General features: G+C 61.3%; 18 protein-coding genes and 2 pseudogenes. 14 read left to right on the top strand and 6 right to left on the bottom strand.

Annotated features, from left to right (window positions below):
• Positions 1-55 precede the first annotated feature (55 nt).
• Entirely contained in the window at positions 56-730 is a 675-nt protein-coding gene (locus BSK43_RS09800; protein ID WP_077469587.1) for an amino acid ABC transporter permease, read from the top strand.
• Between the two features lie 25 nt (positions 731-755).
• Here the strand turns inward: BSK43_RS09800 and BSK43_RS09805 are convergent.
• Both BSK43_RS09805 and BSK43_RS09810 read right to left on the bottom strand, forming a co-directional pair.
• Positions 756-1,270: pseudogene (locus BSK43_RS09805) on the bottom strand (MarR family transcriptional regulator).
• Between the two features lie 96 nt (positions 1,271-1,366).
• The gene (locus tag BSK43_RS09810; protein WP_077469585.1) at positions 1,367-2,935 is read right to left on the bottom strand and encodes an NAD(P)/FAD-dependent oxidoreductase; all 1,569 of its coding nucleotides are present in this window, start codon (positions 2,933-2,935) and stop codon (positions 1,367-1,369) included.
• 394 nt (positions 2,936-3,329) lie between these two features.
• Between BSK43_RS09810 and BSK43_RS09815 the strand changes: the two genes are divergently transcribed.
• The 3 genes from BSK43_RS09815 (at position 3,330) to BSK43_RS09825 (ending at position 6,310) form a co-directional block, all read left to right on the top strand.
• Positions 3,330-4,112: a cyclase family protein gene (locus BSK43_RS09815; protein WP_077469584.1), complete on the top strand. Its 783-nt coding sequence runs from the start codon at positions 3,330-3,332 to the stop codon at positions 4,110-4,112.
• Between the two features lie 77 nt (positions 4,113-4,189).
• A complete protein-coding gene (locus BSK43_RS09820) occupies positions 4,190-5,779 on the top strand; it encodes an NAD(P)/FAD-dependent oxidoreductase (protein WP_077469583.1) in 1,590 nt (529 codons plus the stop codon).
• Between the two features lie 24 nt (positions 5,780-5,803).
• On the top strand, positions 5,804-6,310 hold the full coding sequence (locus tag BSK43_RS09825; protein ID WP_077469582.1) for a MarR family transcriptional regulator: 507 nt from the start codon (positions 5,804-5,806) through the stop codon (positions 6,308-6,310).
• A gap of 7 nt (positions 6,311-6,317) precedes the next feature.
• Here the strand turns inward: BSK43_RS09825 and BSK43_RS09830 are convergent, their stop codons facing one another.
• From BSK43_RS09830 to BSK43_RS09840, 3 genes are all read right to left on the bottom strand, one after another.
• Positions 6,318-6,791, bottom strand: a complete 474-nt coding sequence (locus BSK43_RS09830) for a VOC family protein (protein ID WP_077469581.1) — start codon at positions 6,789-6,791, stop codon at positions 6,318-6,320.
• Between the two features lie 201 nt (positions 6,792-6,992).
• A complete protein-coding gene (locus BSK43_RS09835) occupies positions 6,993-8,552 on the bottom strand; it encodes an indolepyruvate oxidoreductase subunit beta family protein (RefSeq protein ID WP_136686828.1) in 1,560 nt (519 codons plus the stop codon).
• Positions 8,553-8,561: 9 nt separating this feature from the next.
• Positions 8,562-10,715 (bottom strand): indolepyruvate ferredoxin oxidoreductase subunit alpha, encoded by a 2,154-nt coding sequence (locus tag BSK43_RS09840; protein ID WP_077469580.1) that lies wholly within the window; start codon positions 10,713-10,715, stop codon positions 8,562-8,564.
• Positions 10,716-11,092: 377 nt separating this feature from the next.
• Here BSK43_RS09840 and BSK43_RS09845 point away from each other — a divergent pair, with 377 nt between their 5' ends.
• The 5 genes from BSK43_RS09845 to BSK43_RS09865 all read left to right on the top strand — a co-directional run bounded on the left by BSK43_RS09845 (position 11,093) and on the right by BSK43_RS09865 (position 16,464).
• The gene (locus tag BSK43_RS09845) at positions 11,093-12,628 is read left to right on the top strand and encodes an ABC transporter substrate-binding protein (RefSeq protein WP_077469579.1); all 1,536 of its coding nucleotides are present in this window, start codon (positions 11,093-11,095) and stop codon (positions 12,626-12,628) included.
• 228 nt (positions 12,629-12,856) lie between these two features.
• Positions 12,857-13,864: an ABC transporter permease gene (locus tag BSK43_RS09850; protein WP_077469578.1), complete on the top strand. Its 1,008-nt coding sequence runs from the start codon at positions 12,857-12,859 to the stop codon at positions 13,862-13,864.
• A complete protein-coding gene (locus BSK43_RS09855; RefSeq protein ID WP_077469577.1) occupies positions 13,857-14,750 on the top strand; it encodes an ABC transporter permease in 894 nt (297 codons plus the stop codon). The genes BSK43_RS09850 and BSK43_RS09855 overlap by 8 nt, the downstream gene beginning before the upstream one ends.
• The gene (locus tag BSK43_RS09860) at positions 14,747-15,619 is read left to right on the top strand and encodes an ABC transporter ATP-binding protein (protein ID WP_077469576.1); all 873 of its coding nucleotides are present in this window, start codon (positions 14,747-14,749) and stop codon (positions 15,617-15,619) included. Before BSK43_RS09855 ends, BSK43_RS09860 begins: the two co-directional genes overlap by 4 nt.
• On the top strand, positions 15,616-16,464 hold the full coding sequence (locus BSK43_RS09865) for an ATP-binding cassette domain-containing protein (RefSeq protein ID WP_077469575.1): 849 nt from the start codon (positions 15,616-15,618) through the stop codon (positions 16,462-16,464). The genes BSK43_RS09860 and BSK43_RS09865 overlap by 4 nt, the downstream gene beginning before the upstream one ends.
• A 13-nt stretch (positions 16,465-16,477) precedes the next feature.
• Here the strand turns inward: BSK43_RS09865 and BSK43_RS09870 are convergent, their stop codons facing one another.
• Entirely contained in the window at positions 16,478-18,088 is a 1,611-nt protein-coding gene (locus BSK43_RS09870) for an AMP-binding protein (RefSeq protein ID WP_077469574.1), read from the bottom strand.
• A gap of 299 nt (positions 18,089-18,387) precedes the next feature.
• Here BSK43_RS09870 and BSK43_RS09875 point away from each other — a divergent pair, with 299 nt between their 5' ends.
• From BSK43_RS09875 to BSK43_RS09895, 5 genes and pseudogenes are all read left to right on the top strand, one after another.
• A complete protein-coding gene (locus BSK43_RS09875; RefSeq protein ID WP_077469573.1) occupies positions 18,388-20,706 on the top strand; it encodes a bifunctional salicylyl-CoA 5-hydroxylase/oxidoreductase in 2,319 nt (772 codons plus the stop codon).
• A 7-nt stretch (positions 20,707-20,713) separates the two neighbouring features.
• Positions 20,714-21,493 (top strand): SDR family NAD(P)-dependent oxidoreductase, encoded by a 780-nt coding sequence (locus BSK43_RS09880; protein WP_077469572.1) that lies wholly within the window; start codon positions 20,714-20,716, stop codon positions 21,491-21,493.
• A 4-nt stretch (positions 21,494-21,497) separates the two neighbouring features.
• Positions 21,498-22,347: pseudogene (locus BSK43_RS09885) on the top strand (enoyl-CoA hydratase family protein).
• Between the two features lie 3 nt (positions 22,348-22,350).
• Positions 22,351-23,532 carry an acyl-CoA dehydrogenase family protein gene (locus tag BSK43_RS09890; protein WP_077469570.1) on the top strand — a complete coding sequence of 394 codons (1,182 nt, stop codon included), beginning with the start codon at positions 22,351-22,353 and terminating at the stop codon, positions 23,530-23,532.
• Positions 23,533-23,547: 15 nt separating this feature from the next.
• Complete coding sequence (locus BSK43_RS09895; protein WP_077469569.1) at positions 23,548-24,729, top strand: acyl-CoA dehydrogenase; 1,182 nt, start codon at positions 23,548-23,550, stop codon at positions 24,727-24,729.
• Positions 24,730-24,732 lie beyond the last annotated feature (3 nt).

The raw sequence follows: 24,732 nt of genomic DNA on the forward strand, positions 1-24,732 counted from the left end.
TCGGCCGGCGTAAATATAGGGAAATTCCATCTTCGTCCTGCTCACGGGAGTGCCTATGTCTTTCGTCGATACCTTCCTCAACTCCGACGTCATGATTTCGGCTTTCCCGCAGCTGCTGCGCGGCCTGTGGATGACCATCGCGCTCGGCTTGGTCAGCATCGTCATCGGTATCACAGCCGGCCTCATCGTCAGCCTCATCCGCCTCTACGCCCCCAAGCCGCTGCAGTTACTGATGATTGCCTATATCGACATCATGCGCGCCATGCCGGTGCTGGTCGTGCTGATCCTGATCTATTATGCGCTGCCCTTCGTCGGCATCAGCTTTTCGGCCTGGTGGTCGGCGATCCTCGGCTTTTCCATCGTGTTGGCTGCCTACTCGGCCGAGGTCTTCCGTTCCGGCATCGAAAGCGTGCCGCGCGGCCAGTTCGAGGCTGCCGCAGCTCTCGGCATCCCCTTTCTGATCACACTCTACAAGGTGGTGCTGCCGCAGGCAGTCCGCATCGTCATCCCACCGACAACAAGCAACTGTGTCTCTATGTTCAAGGACACGTCGCTCGCCTCGACGGTTGCCCTGCCGGAACTGCTGAAAGAAGGGCAGAACGCCCAAGGCCTTTACGCCAACCCCTCGCCGCTGATCATGGCCGCGCTGATCTACATCATCCTGCTCTGGCCGATGGTGCGGCTGGTGAGCGTGCTGGAAAAGAGATTCAAGAGCGAGCGGGCGCGCTAGGTACTGATAGCAGCGAGACGAAGCGTCAATCGAAGTCGGCACCCGAAAGGTGATTGCTGACCGAAGACTTTACCGCGCCGATATCCTGCCAGAGTTCGCTGATGATGGCGGGATCGACATCCGCCATCATGTCGCGCAGCCAGCCCTCATGGGCAACAGCCATGGCGCTGAACAGCGTCTCCCCTCTTGCGGTCAGCTTCGCGACGGTCACGCGCCGATCGCGTCGGGCGTCGCGCGCAGCACCAGCCCATCCGTTTCCAGCCGCTCGACCAGCCCCGTGACATTGCCGTTCGTGACCATCGTCCGCTTCGAAAGCTCGCCGAGACGCAGGCCATCGCGCTCGCGATAGAGCTGCGCCATCAGGTCGAATTGCGGCAGCGTCGCGCCGAATTCATTGCGAAGCCGCCGGCGGATTTCCTGCGAGATCAGCTTGGTGGTCGAAAGCATGCGCAGCCAGAGCCGCAGCTCCTGCTTTTTGCCTTCCTGCGTACCCTGAACGATGATCTCCAGGTCGACGGTTGCACTTTCAGACTCTGTCATCACGTCAGCTCGATCCACCGCTTTGCATTGCTTACCTGAACGATCTAGGGAGCAACATTTGAAATGTCAAAGGTTTGCCCGTCAAGCCGACCGGCGTCACTTGGCCAGCATCTTCCCCAGCATGAAACCGGAACCGGCCCCGGTGCCCGCGCCGGGCCACGTCGAAGCTCCGCACATGAACAGTGATCCGACAGGCGTCCTGTAGCGCGAATAGCCGGCGACGGGACGGAACAGGAAGTTTTGGTCGAGATGGTGGCTGCCGGAAAGATTGTCGCCGCCGATCAGATTCGGGTTCTCGCGTTCGAGGTCGACGGGCGAAAAGACCGATCTTGCCAATATCTTGTCGCGCAATCCCGGCGCGTAACGCTCAGCAATATCGAGCACCCGCTCGGCATATGCATCCTTGATTTCATCCCAGTTCTGGCCGCTGATCTCGCCTGCCGCATCGGCACGGAATTCAGCTGGCAGAACGCGCACTTGAATCCAGAGCACATGCTGCCCCGCCGGCGCGCGCGACGGGTCGATCGCAGTGGGTTGCCCGATCACCAGAGCCGGCTCGGCAGGTAACAACCCGCCCATCGCCTCGGCATAGACGCGCGACATCATCTCGAGATCCGGCGCGACATGGACATAGGCGAAATTCTGCAGCGCCTTGCCGGCCGTCCAGTCAGGGAGTCCCGATAGCGCCAGATGGATCATCATCGTCCCGGGGCCAGCCCGGAAACGCTTAACCTTGCTGTCGAACTCCTCACGCGCCGGGTCTTGGTCGAGAAGCTTGCCGAACAGGATCTGAGGATGAACATTGGCGATGACGGCGCGCTTGGCTTCATAGCGGCGCCCATCGGCGAGGATGACGCCGGTCGCCTTGCCGCCGGACGTGACGATCTTGTCGACGCGCGTGCCGAGCATCAACTCGCCGCCCTTGCTCTTCAGCACGGCTGCCATCGCCTTGACGATCGTATCGGCTCCGCCCTTGCCGATCACCATGCCGAAAGCCTGATTGGCCATGGATTCGAGATAGGGAAACAGCGCCCCACCGGCGACATCGGGCGCAAAATCGAGATGCAGCCCCCAGGCAGCCATCATTGTCTTGAGCTTGGCATTCTGAAAACGTGCATCGAGAAAATCGCGCGGCGAGGCAAATAGCATGCGTGCAGTGTCGTAGAGCCACCCCGTGCCCTTCGCGCGCCAGGCTTTCCAGATGACCTTGGCAGCCGCCAGCGACGGCATGGGAGAACCAAGCAGGCCGAAGATATGGGGCGCATCCGCGCCAAATTCCGAAAGCATGTGCCGCCAGGCGGCAGCATCCTGCGGCGACATATCGGCAATGGCGCCAGTGGTCTTTTCCAGATCGGTGCTGACGCCGAGATAGGTGCCATCACGAAAGACGCTGGCAAAGCAATCCGCCGCCGGCACGAACCCCAGACCTTCGGCCGAAAGTTCATTCTTGTACTGGGCAAAGAATGCCGAGCCGGCGAACATGGAAAGGTTCATTGCACAGAGATCGTGGCGGAAGCCCGGCAACGTCACCTCGCGGGTTTTGACCGCCCCGCCCGGCTCGGCATTGCCTTCGATCACGGCAACCTTCCAGCCCTTCGCCGCCAGATGCACCGCCGCTGCAAGGCCATTATGGCCCGCCCCCACTATGATCGCATCATAGCTCATCGAATGCCCCTCTTCCCTGATGATTATTATTGTACATGCATACATCCTGAGCTTTAAGCTTCAAGTACCCATCACCACGAATTCGAGGGAGCGAGGACAATCAAAAGCGGAGACACTCCAAGTTTTCCTATCGATTACCGTGCGATTTCAGTAATTTATCGGTAGCCCTCACGCCGTCGATTCCAGGTCAAATTTGGGCTTTGGAACCACGTCGGAATGCTTGCAATATCATATATTGTGACATAGGCTCCCTTCATTCCGCCGCCGCGCGGACCAGGTGCCAGGAGGAAAGGCACCCCGCGCATGGCGATGATGGCTTCATGCTCGATCCCGATAGAAGATCCGCAAGGCGGCTCTTGGCACGGGGTCATGCAACAACAAGGGGAACGCTAAAATGACCGCCAACACACTCGCCAGCCTGGCCTCGGCCCTGATTTCGGGCTCCGTCAAGGTCGTCGATCTCACCGCACCGCTCGGCCCGGACACCCCGGTACTCTACCTGCCGCCACAGTTCGGCAAGAACACGCCGAAGGTCAAGGTCCATACGATTTCGGAATACAATCAGGACGGCCCCTTCTGGGCCTGGAACTGGCTGGAGCTCGGCGAGCATACCGGCACGCATTTCGATGCTCCCTGCCACTGGATCACCGGCAAGGATCACCCGAACAACACGACGGACACCATCCCGCCGCAGAACTTCGTGGCACCGGTCAATGTCATCGACCGCTCCAAGGAAGCTGCCGCCAATCCGGACTATCTGCTGACCGTCGAGAGTATCAAGGAATGGGAAGCCCAGAACGGCGCGATCGAGGCTGGCAGCTGGGTATTGCTGCGCACCGACTGGTACAAGCGCAACGGCTCGACCGAGACCTTCCTGAATGCCGACGAAAACGGTCCGCATTCTCCCGGTCCGACCGCCGAAGCGATCGAATATCTGCTGACCAAGGGCATTATCGGCTGGGGCCAGGAAACGATCGGTACCGATGCCGGTTCCGCCGGCGGCATGAACCCGCCCTTCCCGGCACATAATCTCATGCACAAGGCTAATCGCTATGGTCTTGCCAGCCTCTCCAACCTCGATCAGCTTCCCGCCAAGGGCGCCGTGCTGATTGCAGCGCCGCTGAAGTTCGTCAAAGGCACGGGCTCGCCGGTTCGTGCGCTGGCATTGATTGCGTGATAGGCTGGAAAGGTTGGAGTCCGGGGGCGAGTTAGGCTCCGCCTTTCCACTCATTCTGCCTGTGAGGGGCGATGGCAATGGGCGATCATGACTACATCATCGTCGGCAGCGGCATAAATGCGCTTGTCGCAGCCGCCATGCTTGGCAAGAAGGGCCACAAGGTGCTCATCCTCGAGCGTAACGACCGCATTGGCGGTTGCCTGCGCACCGAGGAGATCACCGAGCCCGGCTTTATCCATGATGTCATGGCGACGACCATGGTGCTGTTCCTGACATCGCCGGCCTATGGCGCCATCGGCAAGGACCTTGAGGCACGCGGCCTCGAATTCGCCCATGCCGATCTTCCCACAGGTGTGGTCCGGCCCGATGGCTCGCATGTTATCTTTTCCAAGGACAGGCGGCGGAACATCGCCACCTTCGACGAACTGTCGCTCGGCGACGGACAGACCTTCTCTCGCGAGATGGATGCGCTCGCCGCCGATGCTCCCTTTCTCTTTTCCCTGCTCGGCGGTTCCTTGTGGTCGGGCTCGACGCTGAAGAGCGTTGCCGGCCAAGGCTGGAATCGCGGCCTGCGCAAGCTCGCCGCCTGGTTCGGAGAAGCCCTGACACCGGCTCGCGGCTATCTTGAAACCAGCTACCGGTCAGAAGATATCCACGCGCTATGGGCGCCCTGGGTGCTGCATTGCGGCCTCGGGCCGGAGAGTGCCTATTCCGCCGAAATGCTGAAGGTCATCGGCTTTGCGCTGGAGCTCGGCGGCGCGCCGATCGTCAAGGGCGGCGCGGGAACTCTGCTGACGGCTTTCGAGCGGCTGATCACTGACAATGGCGGCGAAATCCGCGTTGGCGCCGACGTCGAGGCCATCATTGCCGGCCCCAATCGTCGCGCCGACGGGGTCCGCCTTACCGGCGGTGAGACCCTGAGGGCCAAATCCGGCGTGATCTGCTCGGTAACACCCAACCAGCTCTACGATCGGCTGATGAAGGATTGGCCGGATCCGATGCCGGCCGAAGTGAAAACTGGCGTCGCCAACTATCGCTACGGCAAGGGCGACATGCAGATCCACTATGCCTTGTCCGAACCGCCACGCTGGAAAGCCAATGCCGAACTCGGCAAGGTGGCGCTGCTGCATCTGACGCCGGGCCTTGATGGTGTCTCCCGCGCCGCCAATGAATGCGAACGGGGGCTGTTGCCCGCCGAACCCACCGTCTGCGTCGGCCAACCCGTCGCGCTTGATCCGAGCCGCGCGCCGGAAGGCAAGTCGATCCTCTGGCTGCAGCTTCCCGAAGCGCCGCGCCACATCAAAGGGGATGCTGCGGGCAAGATCGCAACGCCGGCAGACGGCCGCTGGACGGAAGAGGTGCGCGAGCACTATGCCGACCGCATCGACTCACTGCTTGAAAGCCATATCGAGAATTTCGCCGGCATAAAGCTCGCACGCCGCGCCTATTCGCCGGGTGATCTCGAAGCCATGAACATGAACCTTGTCGGCGGCGACCCCTATGGCGGCTATTGCGGCCTCGACCAGTTTTTCATCTGGCGGCCCTTCAAGTCATCTGTTAACCACCGCACCCACATAACGGGGCTCTACCATATCGGTGCCTCGGCGCATCCCGGTCCGGGCCTGGGTGGAGGCTCCGGTTTTCTGCTCGCATCATCGCTGAAATAACAAGTTTCCTGGGGAGTATGGTCGATGGAAGAGCGGTTTTCAGGCACCGTTTTGAGGCGCAAGCGGGATGAAACCGCAAAGCGCCCGACCATGGGCGAAATCGGCCTCAATCATTTCGCGCCCTATCTGATGAACCGGTTGATGGCCCGCTGGAACGCCAACCTGTCGGAGGAACTGCGCGAATACGACATGACGACCGCCAAGATGCGGGCGCTCGCGGTCCTCAGCGTCTCCTCAAGCCTCACGATCAACGAACTCTCGGTCTTTGCCGTCACCGAACAATCGACCATGAGCCGCACGCTCGACTCTCTCGAGCGCCAGGGCTTCATCCGCCGCCAGCCGCGCGCCGAGGACATGCGCATCCGCGACGTCTCGATCACCGAAGAAGGCCGCGCCGCCTTCGAGAAGGTGTGGCCGACAATGTACGATCTGTTTCTGCAGATGTTCGACGGGGTCGAGGAGGCCGAATATCGCGGCTTCATCTCGACCCTGCACAAGGTGCTTCACAACATCCGCAAGCACGAGATCTGACGAGGCGTCAGCCGCGCCGGGCGGCTTCGATCGCCGCAACGTCGATCTTCCTCATGGTCATCATCGCATCGAAAGCGCGCTTTGCTTCATCGCCGCCGACTTTAAGTGCCTCGGTGAGCACGCGCGGCGTGATCTGCCAGGAGATGCCCCACTTGTCCTTGCACCAGCCGCACTCGCTTTCCTGGCCGCCATTGCCGACAATGGCATTCCAATAACGGTCGGTTTCTTCCTGATTGTCCGTTGCGATCTGAAAGGAAAAGGCTTCGTTGTGCTTGATCCCTGAGCCGCCGTTCAGACCCATGCAGGCGACCCCGGCAACCGTGAATTCGACAACCAGCACGTCTCCCTGTTCGCCGGCCGGATAATTTCCCGGCGCGCGAATAACGGCAGTCACTTTGCTGTCCGGAAAAACATCGGCGTAGAATCGGGCAGCAGCCTCAGCTTCCTTGTCGTACCATACGCAGATCGTGTTCTTGGACATTGGTTTTCCTCCCCATTGGCGTCCCATTGCCTTCTTCACATAAGACAGGGCTCGTCTTTGTCCACCCCATGCAAGACATCGGGAGGATACAGGGGAATGACGATGAAATGCCGGGCCTTGGATTGAAAAGGCCCGACTTCCCAATGATTTCTTCGGCAGTTTTTCGCCTTGCGCGCTGCTTACGTGGGCGATATCCGGCGCTTACAACGTCTCCACGGTCTTCAGTGCTCCGTCGAGAGCAACCCCGTTTTCATCCAGCAGCGCCGCCTGTCGCAGCCGCTTCATCCACGCAGCTCCATCTTCGCGGTCGCGCAGCAGAGGTAACGCCGACATCACGCGGTCGAATTTCGACAGACCGCGCGCATGCGTATCGGAGTAGCCTTTGACGAGGCGGCGATTGTTCAGCACCTCGACGGCCAGGTCGTAGTTCACCGTTGGCAGGTTAGCCGCAGCTAACAGCCACGCCTCACGATGTTCGACCTCGCGCAAGTGGCGCAGCGTGCCGCGGCGTGTACGGCGCAACGCTGAAACCATATAGAGGCTGAGGAACCAGAAAAGCGTGCCAGTCTTGACGCGACGGCCCTTGTTGACCATGCGATCGAGACGATCGAAGAGCTTCGGCCGGTTCTCGATCCACAGACCCAAAGCCTTCGGCATGGTGCCGCAGACTTCCTCCATGCGCGGATGCATGTATTCGGTCATGTAGACGATCTGATCGTCCTTGGCGCCCACCTCCTTGCGCACGCGCTCGAAGCGCGATCCACGCACCTTCAGATCGGCAACGCGGATGACATCGTCATAGGCCATGGCAACGGCAACATATTTCGCCGCCTGCACGGTGAAGGCAAAATCCTTGTCCGCGCCGCCGGCCTTGCGATCAAGCGCATAAAGAGCAGCCACGCGGGTCAAATACTCGTCCGCGTAAGCAGGGTCCTGATAGTCGGTCAGCCGCTTGGCGCCGGCAAACAGCAGTGGGTGAGCCGCTTCCGGAAATTCGGCACGGATACGATTGACCAGCCGGTCCAGCGATGGGTGGCCGGCCGTCTCCGGCAGAACATCGAAATGCTTCGGCGGCGTCGCAGAAACCGCATCGCGCGGCTTGTTCTTGACCCGATCAAAGGCGGCATTAAAAGCCTTGAGGCTAGGCTCGATGCCCTTGCCGCCGGCGCGGATCATCGCCTCAAAAGCGGGCTTACCGAACGGCAAGGCACCGGAGCCGGCCAGCGCGCCGAACATCGAGGCTGAAATCACGCTGCCATTTTTGACGGCCATCGTTTCCATATCGAAGGCAATGGTGCGTTTGGCGGCAAAATCTGTCGCCTCGACCACCACTTCGGGATTGCCGATGCCATCGCCCGGCTTTTCCTTTTCGCCCACCGCGAAAGAGCGATGCGTCGAGGCGATCAACACGGTCTTATCAGGCGTGACCAGGCCACGCAGCACGGAGCGGCCCGCCTCCATCAGCTCCGCCGCCATGACGACATCGACATCACCCGGCGTCGGCATCAGCGAAAAGATCGGCGCGTGACCGTCCTTCGCCGGCAGCATTTCGATATAATAGATCGTCGCGCCCGTTCGCTGCGCCACGCCGGGCACCGACGTCGTCTGCGCCATCCACCCCTCGGCCTCGGCCAGACCGACGATCCAGTCGGCAAGCACGCCGCCGCCCTGCCCGCCCATGGCGAGAACGGCAAGCGACAGCGGCTTGTCCGTGGAAAGTCTGTTTGCGCCGAGATCACTCATGCTCACATGCTCGTTCATATCGCCCTCTCAATCCGAAAAGACGATGCGGCTGGCGCGGCGGCGCGCCTGCAGCCAGCCGATGACGCGGGACCGCAGGCGGGCGACGAAGCGGTCCCAATCCGTCGGGTTGTGAATGATATCTGCTCGGTAGAAGGACGGACAGAGCACCGCAGCCTCCGAAACCTCGCCGCAATTGCCGCAGCCGACGCAATTATTGTCGATCGCCGCCACCGGATCGTCCTTCAACGGATCATCGGTGTGCTTGACCGACAGCGAAGGACAGCCCGAAAGCCGGATGCAGGCGTGATCGCCGGTGCAGACGTCTTCGTCGACACCGAAACGCTCCTTGACCATGCGCTTGCCGTCTTTCACAGCCTTGGCAAATAGCGGCTTCACGCGGCGCTGCTTGTTCAGCATGCATTCCGAGGAAGCGACGATGATCTTCGGCCCCGGCTCCTTCGACGTCAGCGCCTCGCGCAGCGTGTCGCGCATCTTGGCGACATCGTAGGTGCGGTCGATCTGGCGGACCCAGGTCGCACCAATACCCTTGACCGCATTGACGATGGAATTGTTGGTCTTGCGACGCGGGTTCAGCGCCCGCGATGAAGGGATGTCCTGACCTCCGGTCGCAGCCGAATAAAAATTGTCGACGACGAGGATGACGCCATCCTGCTTGTTGAAGACGGCGTTGCCGACCGAAGTCGCAAGACCATTGTGCCAGAAGCCGCCATCACCCATGACCGAGATTGCCCGCTTGTCGGCGGCGACATTGAAGGCCGAGGCGGCAGCCGGGCCAAGCCCATATCCCATGGTCGTGCTGCCCAGATTGAACGGCGGCAGGATCGAGAACAGGTGGCAGCCGATATCGCCGGAGATGTGATGCTGGCCGAGTTCACCTTCCACCATCTTCATCGCCGCGAAGATCGGCCGCTCCGGACAGCCGATGCAGAAGCCCGGCGGCCGCGGCGGCACGACTTCCGCCAATGCCTTGATCTTGGGATCGTTGAGGATAGGCGTCGGATCCGGCAGCGGTGGCTGGTTGCCGAGCAACACGCGCTGATGCATCTCGAGGAAGTTCTTGATGCCCTTCATCAGCACTGGCGCGGTATATTCCCCACCCATCGGCAGGACATCCTTGCCCGCGACCTTGGTCTGGATATCGCGGCGGCGCAGGATCGTGTTCAGCGACTGCTCGATATATTCGGGCGCCCCCTCCTCGACCAGCAGCACGGCTTTCTTGTTGGCGCAGAACTCGGCCATCTGATCATCGATCAGCGGATAGGCAACGTTCAAAACATAGAGAGGCACGGCCGAATTGCCGTAGACATCGGCAAGGCCGAGTTGCTGCAGCGCGCGCATGACACCGTTATAGGCACCGCCGAGCAGGATGATGCCGACCTCGCCTTCGGACGGGCCGAAATATTCGTTGAGCTGACGTTGCTTGATGAACTCGACGGCCGCCGGCCAGCGCTTCTCCAGCTTCTCCTTCTCATGCAGGAAGGAGGCAGGCGGCAGCACGATACGGTTGACGTCGCGGATCGGATTTTCGAGTGCCTGCTTCAGTGTGTAGGCCGGCCGTTTGTTGTCCTTGGCGACGAACTGGCCGTGCACATGACAGCTGCGGATGCCGACTTGCAGCATGACAGGCGTGTTGGATGCCTCCGACAGCTCGAAGCCTTCTTCGACCGCATGCACGATCGACGGCAGGTTCGGGCGCGGGTTGAGCAGCCACATCTGCGATTTCATCGCATAGGCATGGCTGCGCTCCTGCATGATCGAGGAGCCTTCGCCGTAATCCTCGCCGATGATGATCAGCGCGCCGCCGGTGACGCCACCCGAGGACAGGTTGGAAAGCGCGTCGGAGGCGACATTCGTGCCCGCCGTCGATTTCCAGGTGACGGCGCCGCGCACCGGATACATGACGGAGGCGGACAGCATTGCGGCGGCGGCCGCCTCAGAGGCCGATGTCTCGAAATGGACGCCCAGATCCTCCATCACGTCCTTGGCGTCGGCGAGCACGTCCATGAGATGGGAAATTGGCGAGCCCTGATAGCCGCCGACATAGGATACGCCGGACTGCAGGAGTGCCTTGGTGATCGCGAGAATACCCTCGCCCCGGAAGATATCACCTTCCCCGAGCTTCAGATCCTCGACCTCGCGCGCAAAAGACCGCTCGGCCATAACGTTACCCCTTTGCCCTATGGGCTTCTTCTAAATCATTTGCAAAATCATATTTTGAACTTCCGCAGGCTGTCAACGAGCAAATATGCGGCATGGCGAAACGGATTCGCGTTTACGGACGGGAAGCAGGCCGACTTCCTCTGATAAGAAGGTCCCAAGAAATCATCGCAAACTATGTCTATATATGCAAATGCATAAAATATATGCGCATTGCAGGACACGCTGGGAAACGAAGATCGCGATTTTGCCGAAGGTCCCGAGAAAGCGCTTGCCGCTCCGAAATACTTATTTTAGGATTAAAACATTCCGATAATAAATCGCCAGCGGCAGGCGGAGCGTCATGCTTTTCTGCCGCTTAACAGGGGAACGGAGTGACCATGACTAAGCTTACTCGGCGCGAGGCCCTGAGCCTCGGCGCAGCTGCATTCTTGACTGGGATTCTGGCGGGCAGGACGCATGTGGAAGCTGCCGAAGCCGGCACGCTGACCATCGCCTTCAACGTCAACCTGCCTTCCTTCGACCCGACCACGGGACCGTCGGCGGTCAATCCGTCGATCCAGGCGATCTATCGCTCGGTCTTCGATCAGTTCATTGGCCAGGGGCCGGACCTGAAATTCCAGCCGGGCCTTCTGACCGCCTGGGGCTGGAACGACGACAAGACCAAGGTCTGGATGGACGTCCGCGAAGGCGTGACCTGGCATGATGGTTCGAAATTCACGCCCGACGACGTCGTCTGGTCGCTGGAACGCGCCGCCAAGCAGGAGACCGGCAACCCGATCCAGTTCATCTGGTCGACCGCCAATAATTACAAGGTGGAAGGCAACCGCATCACCGGCGATGTCGTGCGCTTCGAGCCGACCTTCTTCAAATGGATGGCCTTCCTCACCGGCTATGTCCTGCCGAAGGACTATTATACCAAGGTGGTCGCAGAAGGTTTTGAGAAGAAGCCTGTCGGCACCGGCCCCTATATGGTCGACGCCTATGAGGGCAATTCCTATCTGCGCCTGAAAGCGAACCCGAATTATTTCGGCGGCAAGCCGGCCTTCGACACGGTCATTTTCAAGTTCGTGCCCGACACGACAAGCCGTGTGGCCGAGATCGAATCCGGCTCGTCGGACGTGACCCTGGAAATCCCCTATGAGGATTTTGACCGGCTGAAAAAGAAGTCCGGCCTTGCAGGCGTTGCCACGCCGATCTCCGATATCGGCATGATCTTCATCAGCAATGTCGATCCGATGCTCGACAAGAACGTCCGCCTCGCCGCCAATATGGCGATCGACAAGGAAGCGATCATCAAACGGCTTCTTCGCGGCTACGGCAAACCCCTTTCGACGCTGGAAGCGCCTGAGTACGAAGCCTACGACGCGTCAGTCAAAATCCCCTATGATCCGGAACAGGCCAAGAAGCTGCTTGCCGCCAGCGGCTATTCGCCGGCAAAGCCGGTCAAGTTCGGCATCAAGACCACCCGCGGCTTCAAGCCGAAGGACTATGAGATGATCCAGGCGATCGTCGGCATGTGGCGCAAGGTCGGCATCGAGGCTGAAATCGAAGTCTACGAAATCGCCAAGCATTACGAGCTGCGCGCCGCCCACCAGCTCGGCCCCGCCGCCTTCTACAATTGGGGCAACGCCATCGGCGACCCGACAACCTCGACGGGCTTCGCCATGTTCGGCCCCTCGCCCCATTCCGCCTGGAAGACCAAGGATGTCGACGACATGCTCGGTCCGCTCTGGGTGGAAAAAGACGAGGCCAAGCGCATTGCCGGCTGGAAGGCTGCGATCAAATACATCGCCGAACAAGGCTATGTGATCCCGCTGCTGCAATATGTTCAGCCGATCGTCTATAAATCGAGCCTGAAAGTGACGCCGAACGTATCCGGCGCGCTGCAGCCGACGCTGGTGTCGAAGGGTTGATACCTCTAGCTTTGACTGTGTGGCCTTGCCCCTCACCCTAGCCCTCTCCCCGCTTGCGGGGAGAGGGAACGACCTCTGTGCCCTCGCCTAAGAAGGCGACGGGAAGGGAGGCTGTAAGTGCTTCTGTCCCCTTCTCCCCGTCAAGACGGGGAGAAGGTGGCCGATAGGCCGGATGAGGGGCCTGTACTCTCCATTTGCCACTAGCCGTGCGATTGGAATTCATAACGAATGATAGCAGTCTCCATTCTCAATCGTCTGATCATGGCCGCCGTCACGCTCTTCGGCGTGGCGCTGATCGTCTTCGTGCTGCTGCGCGTCGTGCCCGGCGATCCGATCGCCATGATGATCTCGCCCGGCGCAAGCCCCGCCGATATCGCCGCACTCCGCGCGCATTACGGCCTCGATGCAAGCCTGACCACCCAGTTCGCAATCTGGCTGAAATCGGTACTGGTGGGTGATTTCGGCACCTCGATCTCGCTGAAGCGCAACGTGCTGTCGCTCTTGGGAGAACGCCTCCCGGCGACGCTGGAACTGGCCTTTGCAGCCCTCGTACTCGCGGTGCTTCTCGGCGGCGCCATCGCCATCATCGGCACGCTTGCCCGCCGCACGATCTTCGAACCTATCATCGACAGCCTCAACGGCCTCTTCCTTGCCGTCCCGGACTTCGTCTGGGCGCTGGCGTTGGTGCTCGTCCTCGGCGTGCTGTTTCCACTCTTCCCGCTCTCGGGCCGGATCGACCCAAGCACAGACGTGCAGTTCGCCACCCCGTTCTATCTCCTCGAAAGCCTGCTGACGTTCCGCTGCGCAATCTTTGCCGATATCTGCGCCCATATGGTCATGCCAGTGCTGGCGCTCGGCCTGCCGCTCGCAGCCATCATCGCCCGCGTGCTGAAGGCGGCACTCTCGGAAGCCATGGTGCAGGACTATATCCTGCTCGCCAAGCTGAAGGGCATGTCCGATCTGCGGCTGGTGCTGCAGGAAGCGCTGCGCAACGCCGTCGGCCCGACCATCGCCTTGACCGGCGTGCAATTCACCTTCCTGATCGGCGGCACCGTCATCGTTGAGCGCATTTTCGCCTATCCCGGCATCGGCAACATGGCGATCGATGCGGTCATCAATCGCGACCTGCCGCTGATCCAGGGACTGGTGCTGATCTTCGGCGCCCTCTTCATCCTCGTCAATCTGGCCGTCGACCTGCTGGTCGCAGCCTTTAACCCGAGACTCGCCCATGGCTGACATCATCTCGCCCGCCATGCCAAAAACACCATCGAGGGCGGCGAAACGCATTCGGGCATTGCTCTCCGAGCCGAAAGTGATTTTCGGCGGCGGCTTCATCCTGATTCTGATCATTCTCGCTATCTTCGCGCCTTACATCGCGCCGAAAGATCCGCTGGAACAAGACCTGATGTCCGGCACCCTACCGCCGGCCTGGGTCGAGGGCTCCGATTCAGGCTTCCTGCTCGGAACGGACGATCTCGGCCGTGACGTGCTCTCCCGCGTCATCTTTGGCACGCGCATCGCTTTGACCGTCGCCTTCGTCGCAGCCGGGCTTGCGGCATTCATCGGCACGCTACTTGGCCTTCTGGCCGGCTGGTACGGTGGCTGGATCGACAAGGTGATCTCACGGCTTGTCGATATCTGGATGGCCTTCCCGCCGGTGCTGCTGTCGATCCTGCTGGTCGCCGTCTTCGGCTCCGGCGTGCACTCGGTCATATCAGCCATCGTCATCATCGACTGGACCCGCTTCTGTCGCGTCGTGCGCTCCGAAACCCAGGCGCAGGCGCATATGGATTATGTGACCGCCGCCCATACGATCGGCTTTTCGCGGGCAAGGATCCTCTTCAGCGAAATCCTGCCCAATGTCATGCCGGTCCTGATCGCGCTCGTCAGCCTGGAAATGGGCATTGCCGTCATCGTCGAAGCCATCCTGTCCTTCGTCGGCCTCTCCGTCGCGTCAGACACGCCGACCTGGGGCGGCATGATCGCCGAGGGGCGGCAGATCATCTATGAGGGATGGTGGGTGCTGCTCGTGCCGCTGATCGCCCTCTTCGCCACCGTGCTTGCCTTCAACCAGCTCGGCGACGGCCTGCGCCGCGCCCTCGATCCGGTGATGCGCCGATGACATCTACGCTTCTCTCCATAACAGGCCTCAGCGCCGTATCCGACCGCGACGGCGGCGCGCCGATCCTGCGCGATGTCTTCGTCACGCTGGAGCGCGGCGAGGTACGCGGCCTCGTCGGCGAAAGCGGCGCCGGCAAATCGACCATCGCCAAGGCCTTGCTCGGCATCCTGCCGCGCGGCGTCCGCATCACCGGCGGCTCCATCCTCTTTGAGAACCGCAACCTTCTCGCTCTCTCCGCTAGGGAATTGCGCGACATCATGGGAAGCGACATCTCGCTGATCCCACAGGACCCGCAAACAGCGCTCAATCCCGGCCGCCGCATCGAGGCGCAGCTGACAGACGGTCTGCGGCTGAAGCGGGGCGTGTCGTCGCGCGATGCCCGGCAGCGTGCACTAAAGTTGCTCGAAGAAGTACACATCCGCGATCCCGAACGCGTGCTGCGCGCCTATCCCCATGAATTGTCCGGCGGCATGCGCCAACGAATCCTGATTGCCACCGCCTTCGCGCTGGAGCCGAAACTGGTCGTCGCCGACGAACCAACCACGGCGCTCGATGTCACCGTGCAAAAGCAGATCCTGCGGCTGATCCGTGGCCTGCAGGAGGCACACGGTACCGCCGTCATCTTCGTTACGCACGATCTCGGCGTCGTCGCCCAGATCTGCGACAGCGTTACCCTGCTCTACGCCGGCAAGGTCATCGAACAGGGCAGCACCGGCGATGTGCTTGCGCGCCCGCAGCACATCTACACCAAATCGCTGCTATCGGCCGGGCCTCGCTACGATCGGCCGGATGCCGGGCTGACGCCGGTGCCACAAACCGTCTTCGAACAATTGCGCCGCGAGATCGGCATTCCGGAGGGCGGCCGATGAGCGGTACCGATAATCTCTTGTCGGCTAGGGGCATCGAGGTCACCTATGGCGCCAAGCGGCATCTTTTCGGACCACCGGGCCATGGCATCAAGGTGCTGCACGGCGTCGACATCGATATCCGCCGCGGCGAGACCGTCGGCATCGTCGGCGAAAGCGGCTCGGGCAAAACGACGCTCGGCCGCGCCCTGCTGCGACTGGTCGACGTCTCCTCCGGCTCCATCCATTTCGACGGCAAGGACATCACGCGATTGCCTGAAAGCGAGATGCGGCCGCTGCGCCGGCGCATGCAGATGATCTTTCAGGACCCGATGGCCTCGCTCAATCCGCGCCATACGATCCGCCGCATCCTTGTGGAGCCGCTGCTCCTGCATGGGCTTGCTTCGGATCGCAGCGACGCTGAACGCCGCGTCGCCGCCATCCTCGAGCGCGTGACGCTGCCGCAAGCATGCCTCGATCGCAATCCGCACGAGCTCTCCGGCGGTCAGCGCCAGCGCATCGGCATTGCCCGCGCCGCCCTGCTGGAGCCGGACTTCGTGCTTGCCGACGAGATCGTCTCCGGCCTCGACGTATCGACCCAGGCACAGGTGCTCAATCTGCTGAAGGAATTGTCACGAGACCTCGGCCTGTCCATGGCCTTCATCAGCCACGACCTCTCGGTCATCCGTGCCATCTGCGACCGCGTCTATGTCATGCGCCACGGCCGCGTGGAAGAGGAAGGCGATTGCGAACGCGTCTTCGCGGCGCCCGCCTCCGCCTATACGCGCATGCTGCTCGACGCCATTCCGCTGCCGGAAATCGATCCGAGCTGGCTCGGCCGCGATGCGGAACAGGAAGACGCAGCCTGAGAAGGCTCTTCGGTTACTTCAGGCGGAAGCGTTGTATCTTGCCCGATTCCGTCTTCGGCAGAGCCTCGACGAAGATGATCGACCGGGGATATTTATAGGGCGCAATGACAGCCTTGACGTGCTCCTGCAATGTCTTGACCAGCAGATCCGATCCGGTAACGCCAGCCACCAGCACGACATGCGCCTGAACGATATGGCCCCGATCCTCGTCCGGCTTGCCGATGACGGCGCATTCGAGCACATCGGCATGCGATAGAAGCGCTGCTTCCACCTCAGGCCCGGCAATATTGTAGCCGGCGGAAAGGATGATGTCGTCGGAACGGGCGGCGAAATGGAAGTAACCTTCCTCGTCCTCGATGAAGCTGTCGCCCGTCAGGTTCCAGCCATCGCGGACATAGTCCGCCTGCCTGTGGTCGGCGAGATAGCGGCAGCCGATCGGCCCCCGCACCACCAGCTTGCCGATCGTGCCGCGCGGCACCTCGTTCATCTCGTCATCGACGACGCGCGCCTCATAGCCGGTCAGCGGCCTGCCGGTGCAGTTCGGCCTGGCATCGTCAAGCCTGTTGGAAATGAAGATATGCAACAGCTCGGTCGAACCGATGCCGTCGAGGATCGGCTTGCCGGTCTTGCGCGTCCATTCCTCGAAGATCGGGCCGGGCAGCGTCTCGCCGGCGGAAACCGCGATACGCAGGGACGAAAGATCAGCCCCCTCCTCCATCGCCGCCAGCATGGCGCGATAGGCTGTTGGCGCGGTAAAGCTGATCGTCGCGCCATATTCCTGAATGATCTCCACCATGTTCTTCGGCGAGGCATTTTCGAGCAGGGCCGTCGACGCCCCAAAGCGCAACGGGAAGACGACCAGACCGCCAAGGCCGAAGGTGAAGGCGATCGGTGGCGAGCCGATGAAGACGTCGTCAGGCGTGACCTGCAGCACTTCCTTGGCATAGGCATCGGCGATGATCAGGATATCGCGATGAAAATGCATCGTGGCCTTAGGCACACCCGTCGATCCCGACGTGAAACCAAGCAGAGCCACATCGTCGCGCCCGGTTTTCACCGCTTCGAAACGAACCGGCTTGTTGAGGGCGATGCGGTCGAGTTCGGCATCGTGATTGGCGGTGCCGTCAAAGCCGATCACCTGTTTCAGGAAGCGGCTGTCCTTGGCAGCAGCGACCAACTCCTCCAAAAGCCTGGTATCGCAAAGCGCAAGCGAGATTTCCGCCTTGTCGATGACCTTCGAAAGCTCCCCCGCCCGCAGCATCGGCATGGTATTGACGGCGACGGCGCCAACCTTCGTCACGGCGAGCCAGCATGCAATCATCGCCGGATTATTGCCGGAGCGGATGAGGACGCGGTTGCCGGGCTTCACGCCAAAGTTTTCGACCAGCGCATGGGCAATGCGGTTCGTCCAGTCCGCCAACTCCTTATAAGTGCGGCGGCGGCCATTGCCGATCAACGCCACATGATCGCCGAAGCCCTTCTCGACCATTCGGTCGCTAAGCTCGAAGCCGGCATTCAGCCATTCCGGATAGTCGAAACCATCCATCAGCAGCTCGGGCCACTCGCCGAAGGGCGGCAGATTGTCTCGTGTGAATGTATCGGTGTGACCGGTCGGTCCCAGCATTGCCTTGCTCCCGCATTCTTCTCGATCAACTCACCACGACGGCCGCTTTCCCCTGCAGCCCGTGTCTCATGACAAAAAAGATCGCACCGAAGATCGAAATGTTCAAGCAAGAAATTTTAAGCCTAAAATATTTTTGACTTCGCCTTGATTTAAAAAGGCAATTTGAGAATTTTCAGCTATTGTGGCCCTCGGCGGACCGCAGATTCCGGCAAGACAAGCCTTGACGAATGGCCACGACGAGATATTTTAAACTTAAATGATTTCGACGCGGCCTTCGACCGCAAGAGGAGGGATAAGCGATGCGCATCGTCTGTATCGGCGGCGGCCCGGCTGGCCTCTACTTCGCACTTCTGATGAAGAAGCTGCATCCCGAACATTCCATCCGCGTCGTCGAACGCAACCGCCCCTATGACACCTTCGGCTGGGGCGTCGTTTTCTCCGATGCCACCATGATATCGATGCGCCAATGGGATCCCGAGAGCGCCGCCGAGATCGAAGACGCGTTCAATCATTGGGATGATATCGAAGTCCTGTTCAAGGGCACGCGTCAGCGCACGTCAGGCCATGGTTTCGTCGGCATCGGCCGCAAGAAACTGCTGAATATCCTGCAGAAGCGCTGCGAGGCCCTCGATGTCGAACTGATCTTCGAGACCGACGTCAATTCCGATCTCGACTATCCCGACGCCGATCTCGTCATCGGTTCGGATGGCCTCAATTCCCGCATCCGCAATCATTATCCGGAGGTCTTCCAGCCGGATATGATCACCCGGCCGAACCGCTATATCTGGCTTGGAACCGACAAGCTGTTCGACGCCTTTACCTTCGATTTCCGGCGGACCGAGCACGGCTGGTTCCAGTCGCATATCTACAAGTTCGACGACAAGACTTCGACCTTCATCGTTGAGACCACCGAGGAAGCCTACCTCGCCCACGGCCTCGACAAGATGGATCAGGATGGCTCCATCGCCTTCTGCGAAAACCTGTTTTCCGAAGTGCTCGACGGCGCATCGCTGATGACCAATGCGCGCCATATCCGCGGCTCCGCCTGGCTGAATTTCAACCGGCTGATCTGCGGCAAATGGAGCCATTTCAACGGCAATTCCCATGTCGTGCTGATGGGCGACGCCGCCCACACCGCCCATTTCGCCATCGGTTCGGGCACCAAGCTCGCCATCGACGACGCCATCGAGCTCACCCGGCAGTTCCAGATCCACGGGCACGAGAAGGACAAGATACCGGCCGTTCTCGAAACCTATGAGGAAATCCGCCGCGTCGATGTCGCCCGCATCCAGAATGCCGCCCGCAACGCGATGGAATGGTTCGAGGTCGTTGGACGCCGTTATGCCGACACGCTCGAGCCGCCGCAATTCATGTACTCGATGCTCACCCGCTCGCAGCGCATCAGCCACGAAAATCTGAGGCTCCGCGACAAGGACTGGCTCGAAGGTTTCGAGCGCTGGTTCGCGGACAAATCCGGGCTTGCCGTTAGCAATGACCGTTGCCTGCCGCCAATGTTCACGCCCTATCGCCTGCGCGATGTCCAGCTCATCAACCGCATCGTCGTCTCGCCGATGGCGATGTATTCGGCTGAAGACGGCGTCATGAACGATTTCCATATCGTTCATCTCGGCTCGCGCGCCCTTGGTGGTGCTGGGCTGATCTTCGCGGAGATGACCTGCGTCACCCCGGATGCCCGCATCACCCCCGGTTGCCTCGGCCTCTGGAACGAAGAGCAAGCCAGGCAATGGAAGCGACTTGTCGATTTCGTCCATACCAGCAGCGCCGCCAAGGTCGGCATCCAGATCGGCCATGCCGGACGCAAGGGTGCAACGAAGCTTGCTTGGGAAGGGATCGACCAGCCGCTGGCGGAAGGTGAATGGCCGCTGATTTCGGCGTCCGCAATCCCCTACCTTAGGAATAGCCAGGTGCCGAAGGCCATGGACCGCGCCGATATGGAGCGCGTCAAGGCCGATTTCATCCGCTCGACCGAGCTGGCGATCGAGACCGGCGCCGACTGGCTGGAACTGCATTGCGCCCACGGCTATCTGCTGTCGAGCTTCCTGTCGCCGATCACCAACCTGCGCGACGACGAGTATGGCGGCAGCCACCAAAACCGCGCCCGCTATCCCCTCGAAATCTTCAGGGCGATGCGCGCGATCTGGCCGGCAGACAAGCCAATCTCCATCCGCCTGTCGTGCCATGACTGGACCGATGGCGGCAACACGCCGGAAGATGCTGCCATCTTCGCGCGCATGTTCAAGGAGGCCGGCGCCGATCTGATCGATTGCTCGTCCGGTCAGGTATCGAAAGAGGAAAAGCCGGTTTACGGCCGCCTGTTCCAGACGCCTTTCTCCGACAAGATCCGCAACGAGATCGGCATTCCCACCATTGCCGTCGGTGCGATTTCGGAAGCCGATCACGCCAATTCGATCATTGCCGCCGGCCGTGCCGATCTCTGCGCTGTCGCCCGCCCACATCTGGCCGATCCCGCCTGGCCGCTGCACGAAGCCGCCAAGATCGGCCTGACATCGATCCCCTGGCCGAAGCAGTATCTCTCCGGTAAGACGCAATATGAAACCAACCTTGCGCGCGCGGCCACCACCGCGCCGGCGAAGTGAGGATCGGATGACGACTTCGGGCAAACTTGGCGACCGTCACGCCCTCATCACCGGCGCCGGCAGCGGCATCGGTGCGGCGATCGCAAGAGCGCTTGCAGCAGACGGCGCGCGCGTCACCCTGGCCGGCCGCCGTAAGGAGCCTCTGGAAGCGATCGCAGCCGAAATCGGTGCGCAGGCATTCGTGCTCGATGGGTTTGACGTCACAAGTCCCGAGGCTATCGCCCATGGCCTGACCAGGGCGCGCGAAAAATTCGGCGCCGTCGACATCCTCGTCAACAATGCCGGCGAAGCCCCGAGCGCAGCTTTCGAGAAGACCAGCCTGGAGACGTGGAACCATGTCCTCTCGGTCGATCTGACCGGCGTCTTCCTGGTGACGCAGGCCGTGCTGCCCGATCTGAAGGCGCATGGCGCCGGCGCGCGCATCATAAATATCGCCTCGACCGCCGGCCTGAAAGGCTATGGCTACGTTTCCGCCTATGTCGCCGCCAAGCACGGCGTCGTCGGCCTCACCCGCTCGCTGGCGCTGGAATTCGCCAAGACCGGCATGACAGTCAATGCCGTCTGCCCCGGCTTCACCGATACGCCGATCGTCCAGCGGTCGATCGAGACCATTGTCGCCAAGACCGGGCGCACGGCCGAACAGGCACTCGGCGAACTCACGAAATCCAATCCGCAGGGACGGCTCGTCACGCCGGAAGAAGTCGCCGATACCGTTCTCTGGCTGGCATCGCCGGCGGCGGCATCGATCAATGGACAGGCAATCGCGGTTGCCGGTGGGGAGATTTAAAGGGATGAGCGATCGGGACATGACGATGAAGGGACATCTGAAACCCTTCAAGGATCTGAAGCCTGAGCACTTCCTCTGGGAGGTCAGCGAGGATGGCCGTGTCGCCACCATCCGCCTGAACCGCCCCGAACGTAAGAATCCGCTGACCTTCGACAGCTATGCCGAGCTGCGTGATCTCTTCCGCGATCTCGCCTATGCGTCGGATATCCGCGCCATCGTGCTGACGGCGCCGGCGGCAACTTCTCCTCTGGTGGGGATGTGTTCGAGATCATCGAACCGCTCACCCGCATGGCCATGCCCGAGCTTCTGGCCTTCACGCGCATGACCGGCGATCTCGTCAAGGCGATGCGTAAATGCCCGCAGCCGATCATATCAGCGGTCGACGGCATCTGCGCCGGCGCCGTGCTATCCTCGCCATGGCCTCCGATCTCCGGCTCGCGACGCCCGAAGCCAAAACCGCCTTTCTCTTCACCCGTGTCGGTCTTGCGGGTGCAGATATGGGCGCATGCGGCATCCTGCCCCGCATCATCGGTCAGGGCCGCGCCGCCGAACTTCTCTTTACTGGCCGCTCGATGACGGCAAGCGAAGGTCATGCCTGGGGCTTCTACAACACCCTGCACGCCAGCACCGACCTCGAGCAGGAAGCGGTCAAGCTCGCCCGTTCGCTCGCCGATGGCCCCTGGTTCGCGCATGGCATGACCAAGACCATGCTGAACCAGGAATGGGCGATGGGTATCGACGAGATGATCGAATCCGAAGCGCAGGCCCAGGCCGTTTGCATGGCAACGCAGGACTTCCGCCGCGCCTTCGAGGCTTTCGCCGCCAAGCGCAAACCGGAATTCCAGGGAGACTAGGCAATGTCGACGGCAAGCAGCCTCCCCGGTCCGACGCGGGACCATCTGGATTGGCCATTCTTCGAGGAACGCCATCACCATTTTGCCGCCGAGGTCGACGCCTTTGGCAAGTCCGCAGCCATGGCCTCCATCGACCATGCCGATGTCGATGCTGCGTGCCGCAAGCTGGTCAAGTCGCTTGGCGATGCCGGGCTTCTTGTAGCAGCAACGGGTTCGTCGCATGACGAGCCATTGATCGATTCCCGCCTCGTTTGCCTCGCCCGCGAAACGCTCGCTTGGTATGACGGGCTTGCCGACTTCGCCTTTGCCATGCAAGGCCTCGGCACCGGCGCGATCGGCTTGTCCGGTTCGCCAGAATTGCGGGCCGCCGTGCTACCGAAAGTACGCGCCGGTGACTGGCTGGCCGCTTTCGCCCTCTCGGAAAAAGACGCCGGCTCCGATGTCGCGGCCATGAGCTGCGCCGCCCGCCTCGATGGCGATCATTACGTTCTCGATGGCGAGAAGACCTGGATTTCCAATGGTGGCATCGCAGATGTCTACACCGTCTTTGCCCGCACCGGCGAAGCGCCAGGAACCCGCGGCATCTCGGCCTTCGTCGTCTTTGCCGATGATCCCGGCTTCTCGATCGCCGAACGCATCGAAGTGATTGCGCCGCATCCACTGGCGACGATCCGCTTCGAGAATTGCCGCATCCCCGCTTCGCGCCGTCTCGGTGCGCCGGGCGAAGGCTTCAAGATCGCCATGCGCACGCTCGATATCTTCCGCGCCTCGGTCGCCGCTGCAGGCCTCGGCTTTGCACGCCGGGCGCTCGATGAATCGCTTGCCCATGTTCGCGCCCGCCCCATGTTCGGTGCAACGCTCGGTGACCTTCAGTTGACGCAGGCCGCCCTCGGCGATATGGCGACCGGCATCGACGCGGCGGCATTGCTCACCTACCGGGCGGCCTGGCGTCGCGACGTGCAGCGCTTGCCGACGACCCGCGAGGCGGCCATGGCCAAGATGACGGCGACCGAAACCGCGCAGAGCGTCATCGACCGCGCCGTTCAGCTCTTCGGCGGACGTGGCGTAAGGTCGGGCGAGATAACGGAAAAACTCTATCGGGAGATCCGCGCGCTTCGCATCTATGAAGGTGCGACGGAGGTTCAAAAACTCATAGTCGCGCGCGAACTTTTGAAGACAAACTGATGGGAGATTGAGAGCATGAGCCGCGAGATTTTCGACTGGGCCGATCCGTTCCGGCTTACCGAGCAGCTGAGCGACGACGAACGCATGGTGCTGGACACTGCGCATTCCTATGCGCAGGAGAAGCTCAGCCCCCGCGTGCTCGAAGCCTTCCGCAACGAAAAGACCGATCCGACGATCTTCCGTGAAATGGGCGAACTCGGCCTGCTCGGCCCGACGATTGCGCCGGAATATGGCGGCGCCGGCCTCGGCTATGTCGCCTACGGCCTGATCGCTCGCGAAGTGGAGCGTGTCGACAGCGGCTATCGCTCGATGATGAGCGTGCAGTCCTCCCTCGTCATGGTGCCGATCGACACTTTCGGCTCCGAGGCGCAGAAGCAGAAATATCTGCCGAAACTTGCGACGGGCGAATGGATCGGCTGCTTCGGCCTCACCGAGCCGAACCACGGTTCTGACCCCGGCTCGATGGCGTCGCGGGCAAAGAAGGTCGATGGCGGCTACAGCCTCACCGGCACCAAGACCTGGATTTCGAACGCGCCGATCGCCGATGTCTTCGTCGTCTGGGCAAAGACCGAGGATGGCCTCATCCGCGGCTTCATTCTCGAAAAGGGCTGGAAGGGACTGTCTGCTCCCGCCATCCACGGCAAGGTCGGCCTGCGCGCCTCGATCACGGGCGAAGTCGTCATGGAGAATGTCTTCGTGCCGGAGGAAAACCTGCTGCCGAACGTTTCCGGCCTCAAGGGTCCCTTCACTTGCCTCAACTCGGCGCGCTTCGGCATCGCCTGGGGCGCCCTCGGCGCGGCCGAGGATTGCTATGCCAAGGCCCGGCAATATGTGCTCGACCGCAAGCAGTTCGACCGCCCTCTTGCGGCCAACCAGCTGATCCAGAAGAAACTCGCCGACATGGTGACCGAGATCACGCTCGGCCTGCAGGGTTGCCTGCGTCTCGGCCGCATGAAGGAAGACGGTCACCCGCCCGTCGAACTGACGTCGATCGTCAAGCGCAACAGCTGCGGCAAGGCGCTGGATATCGCCCGCGCCGCTCGCGACATGCTTGGCGGCAACGGCATTTCCGACGAATTCGGCATCGCCCGCCATCTGGTCAACCTCGAAGTGGTCAACACTTATGAGGGCACGCACGACATCCACGCCCTCATTCTCGGCCGTGCCATTACAGGCATCGCCGCCTTTTCGAATTGAGGC

The sequence above is a fragment of the Rhizobium sp. P44RR-XXIV genome (assembly GCF_001999485.2).
GTDB lineage: Bacteria > Pseudomonadota > Alphaproteobacteria > Rhizobiales > Rhizobiaceae > Rhizobium.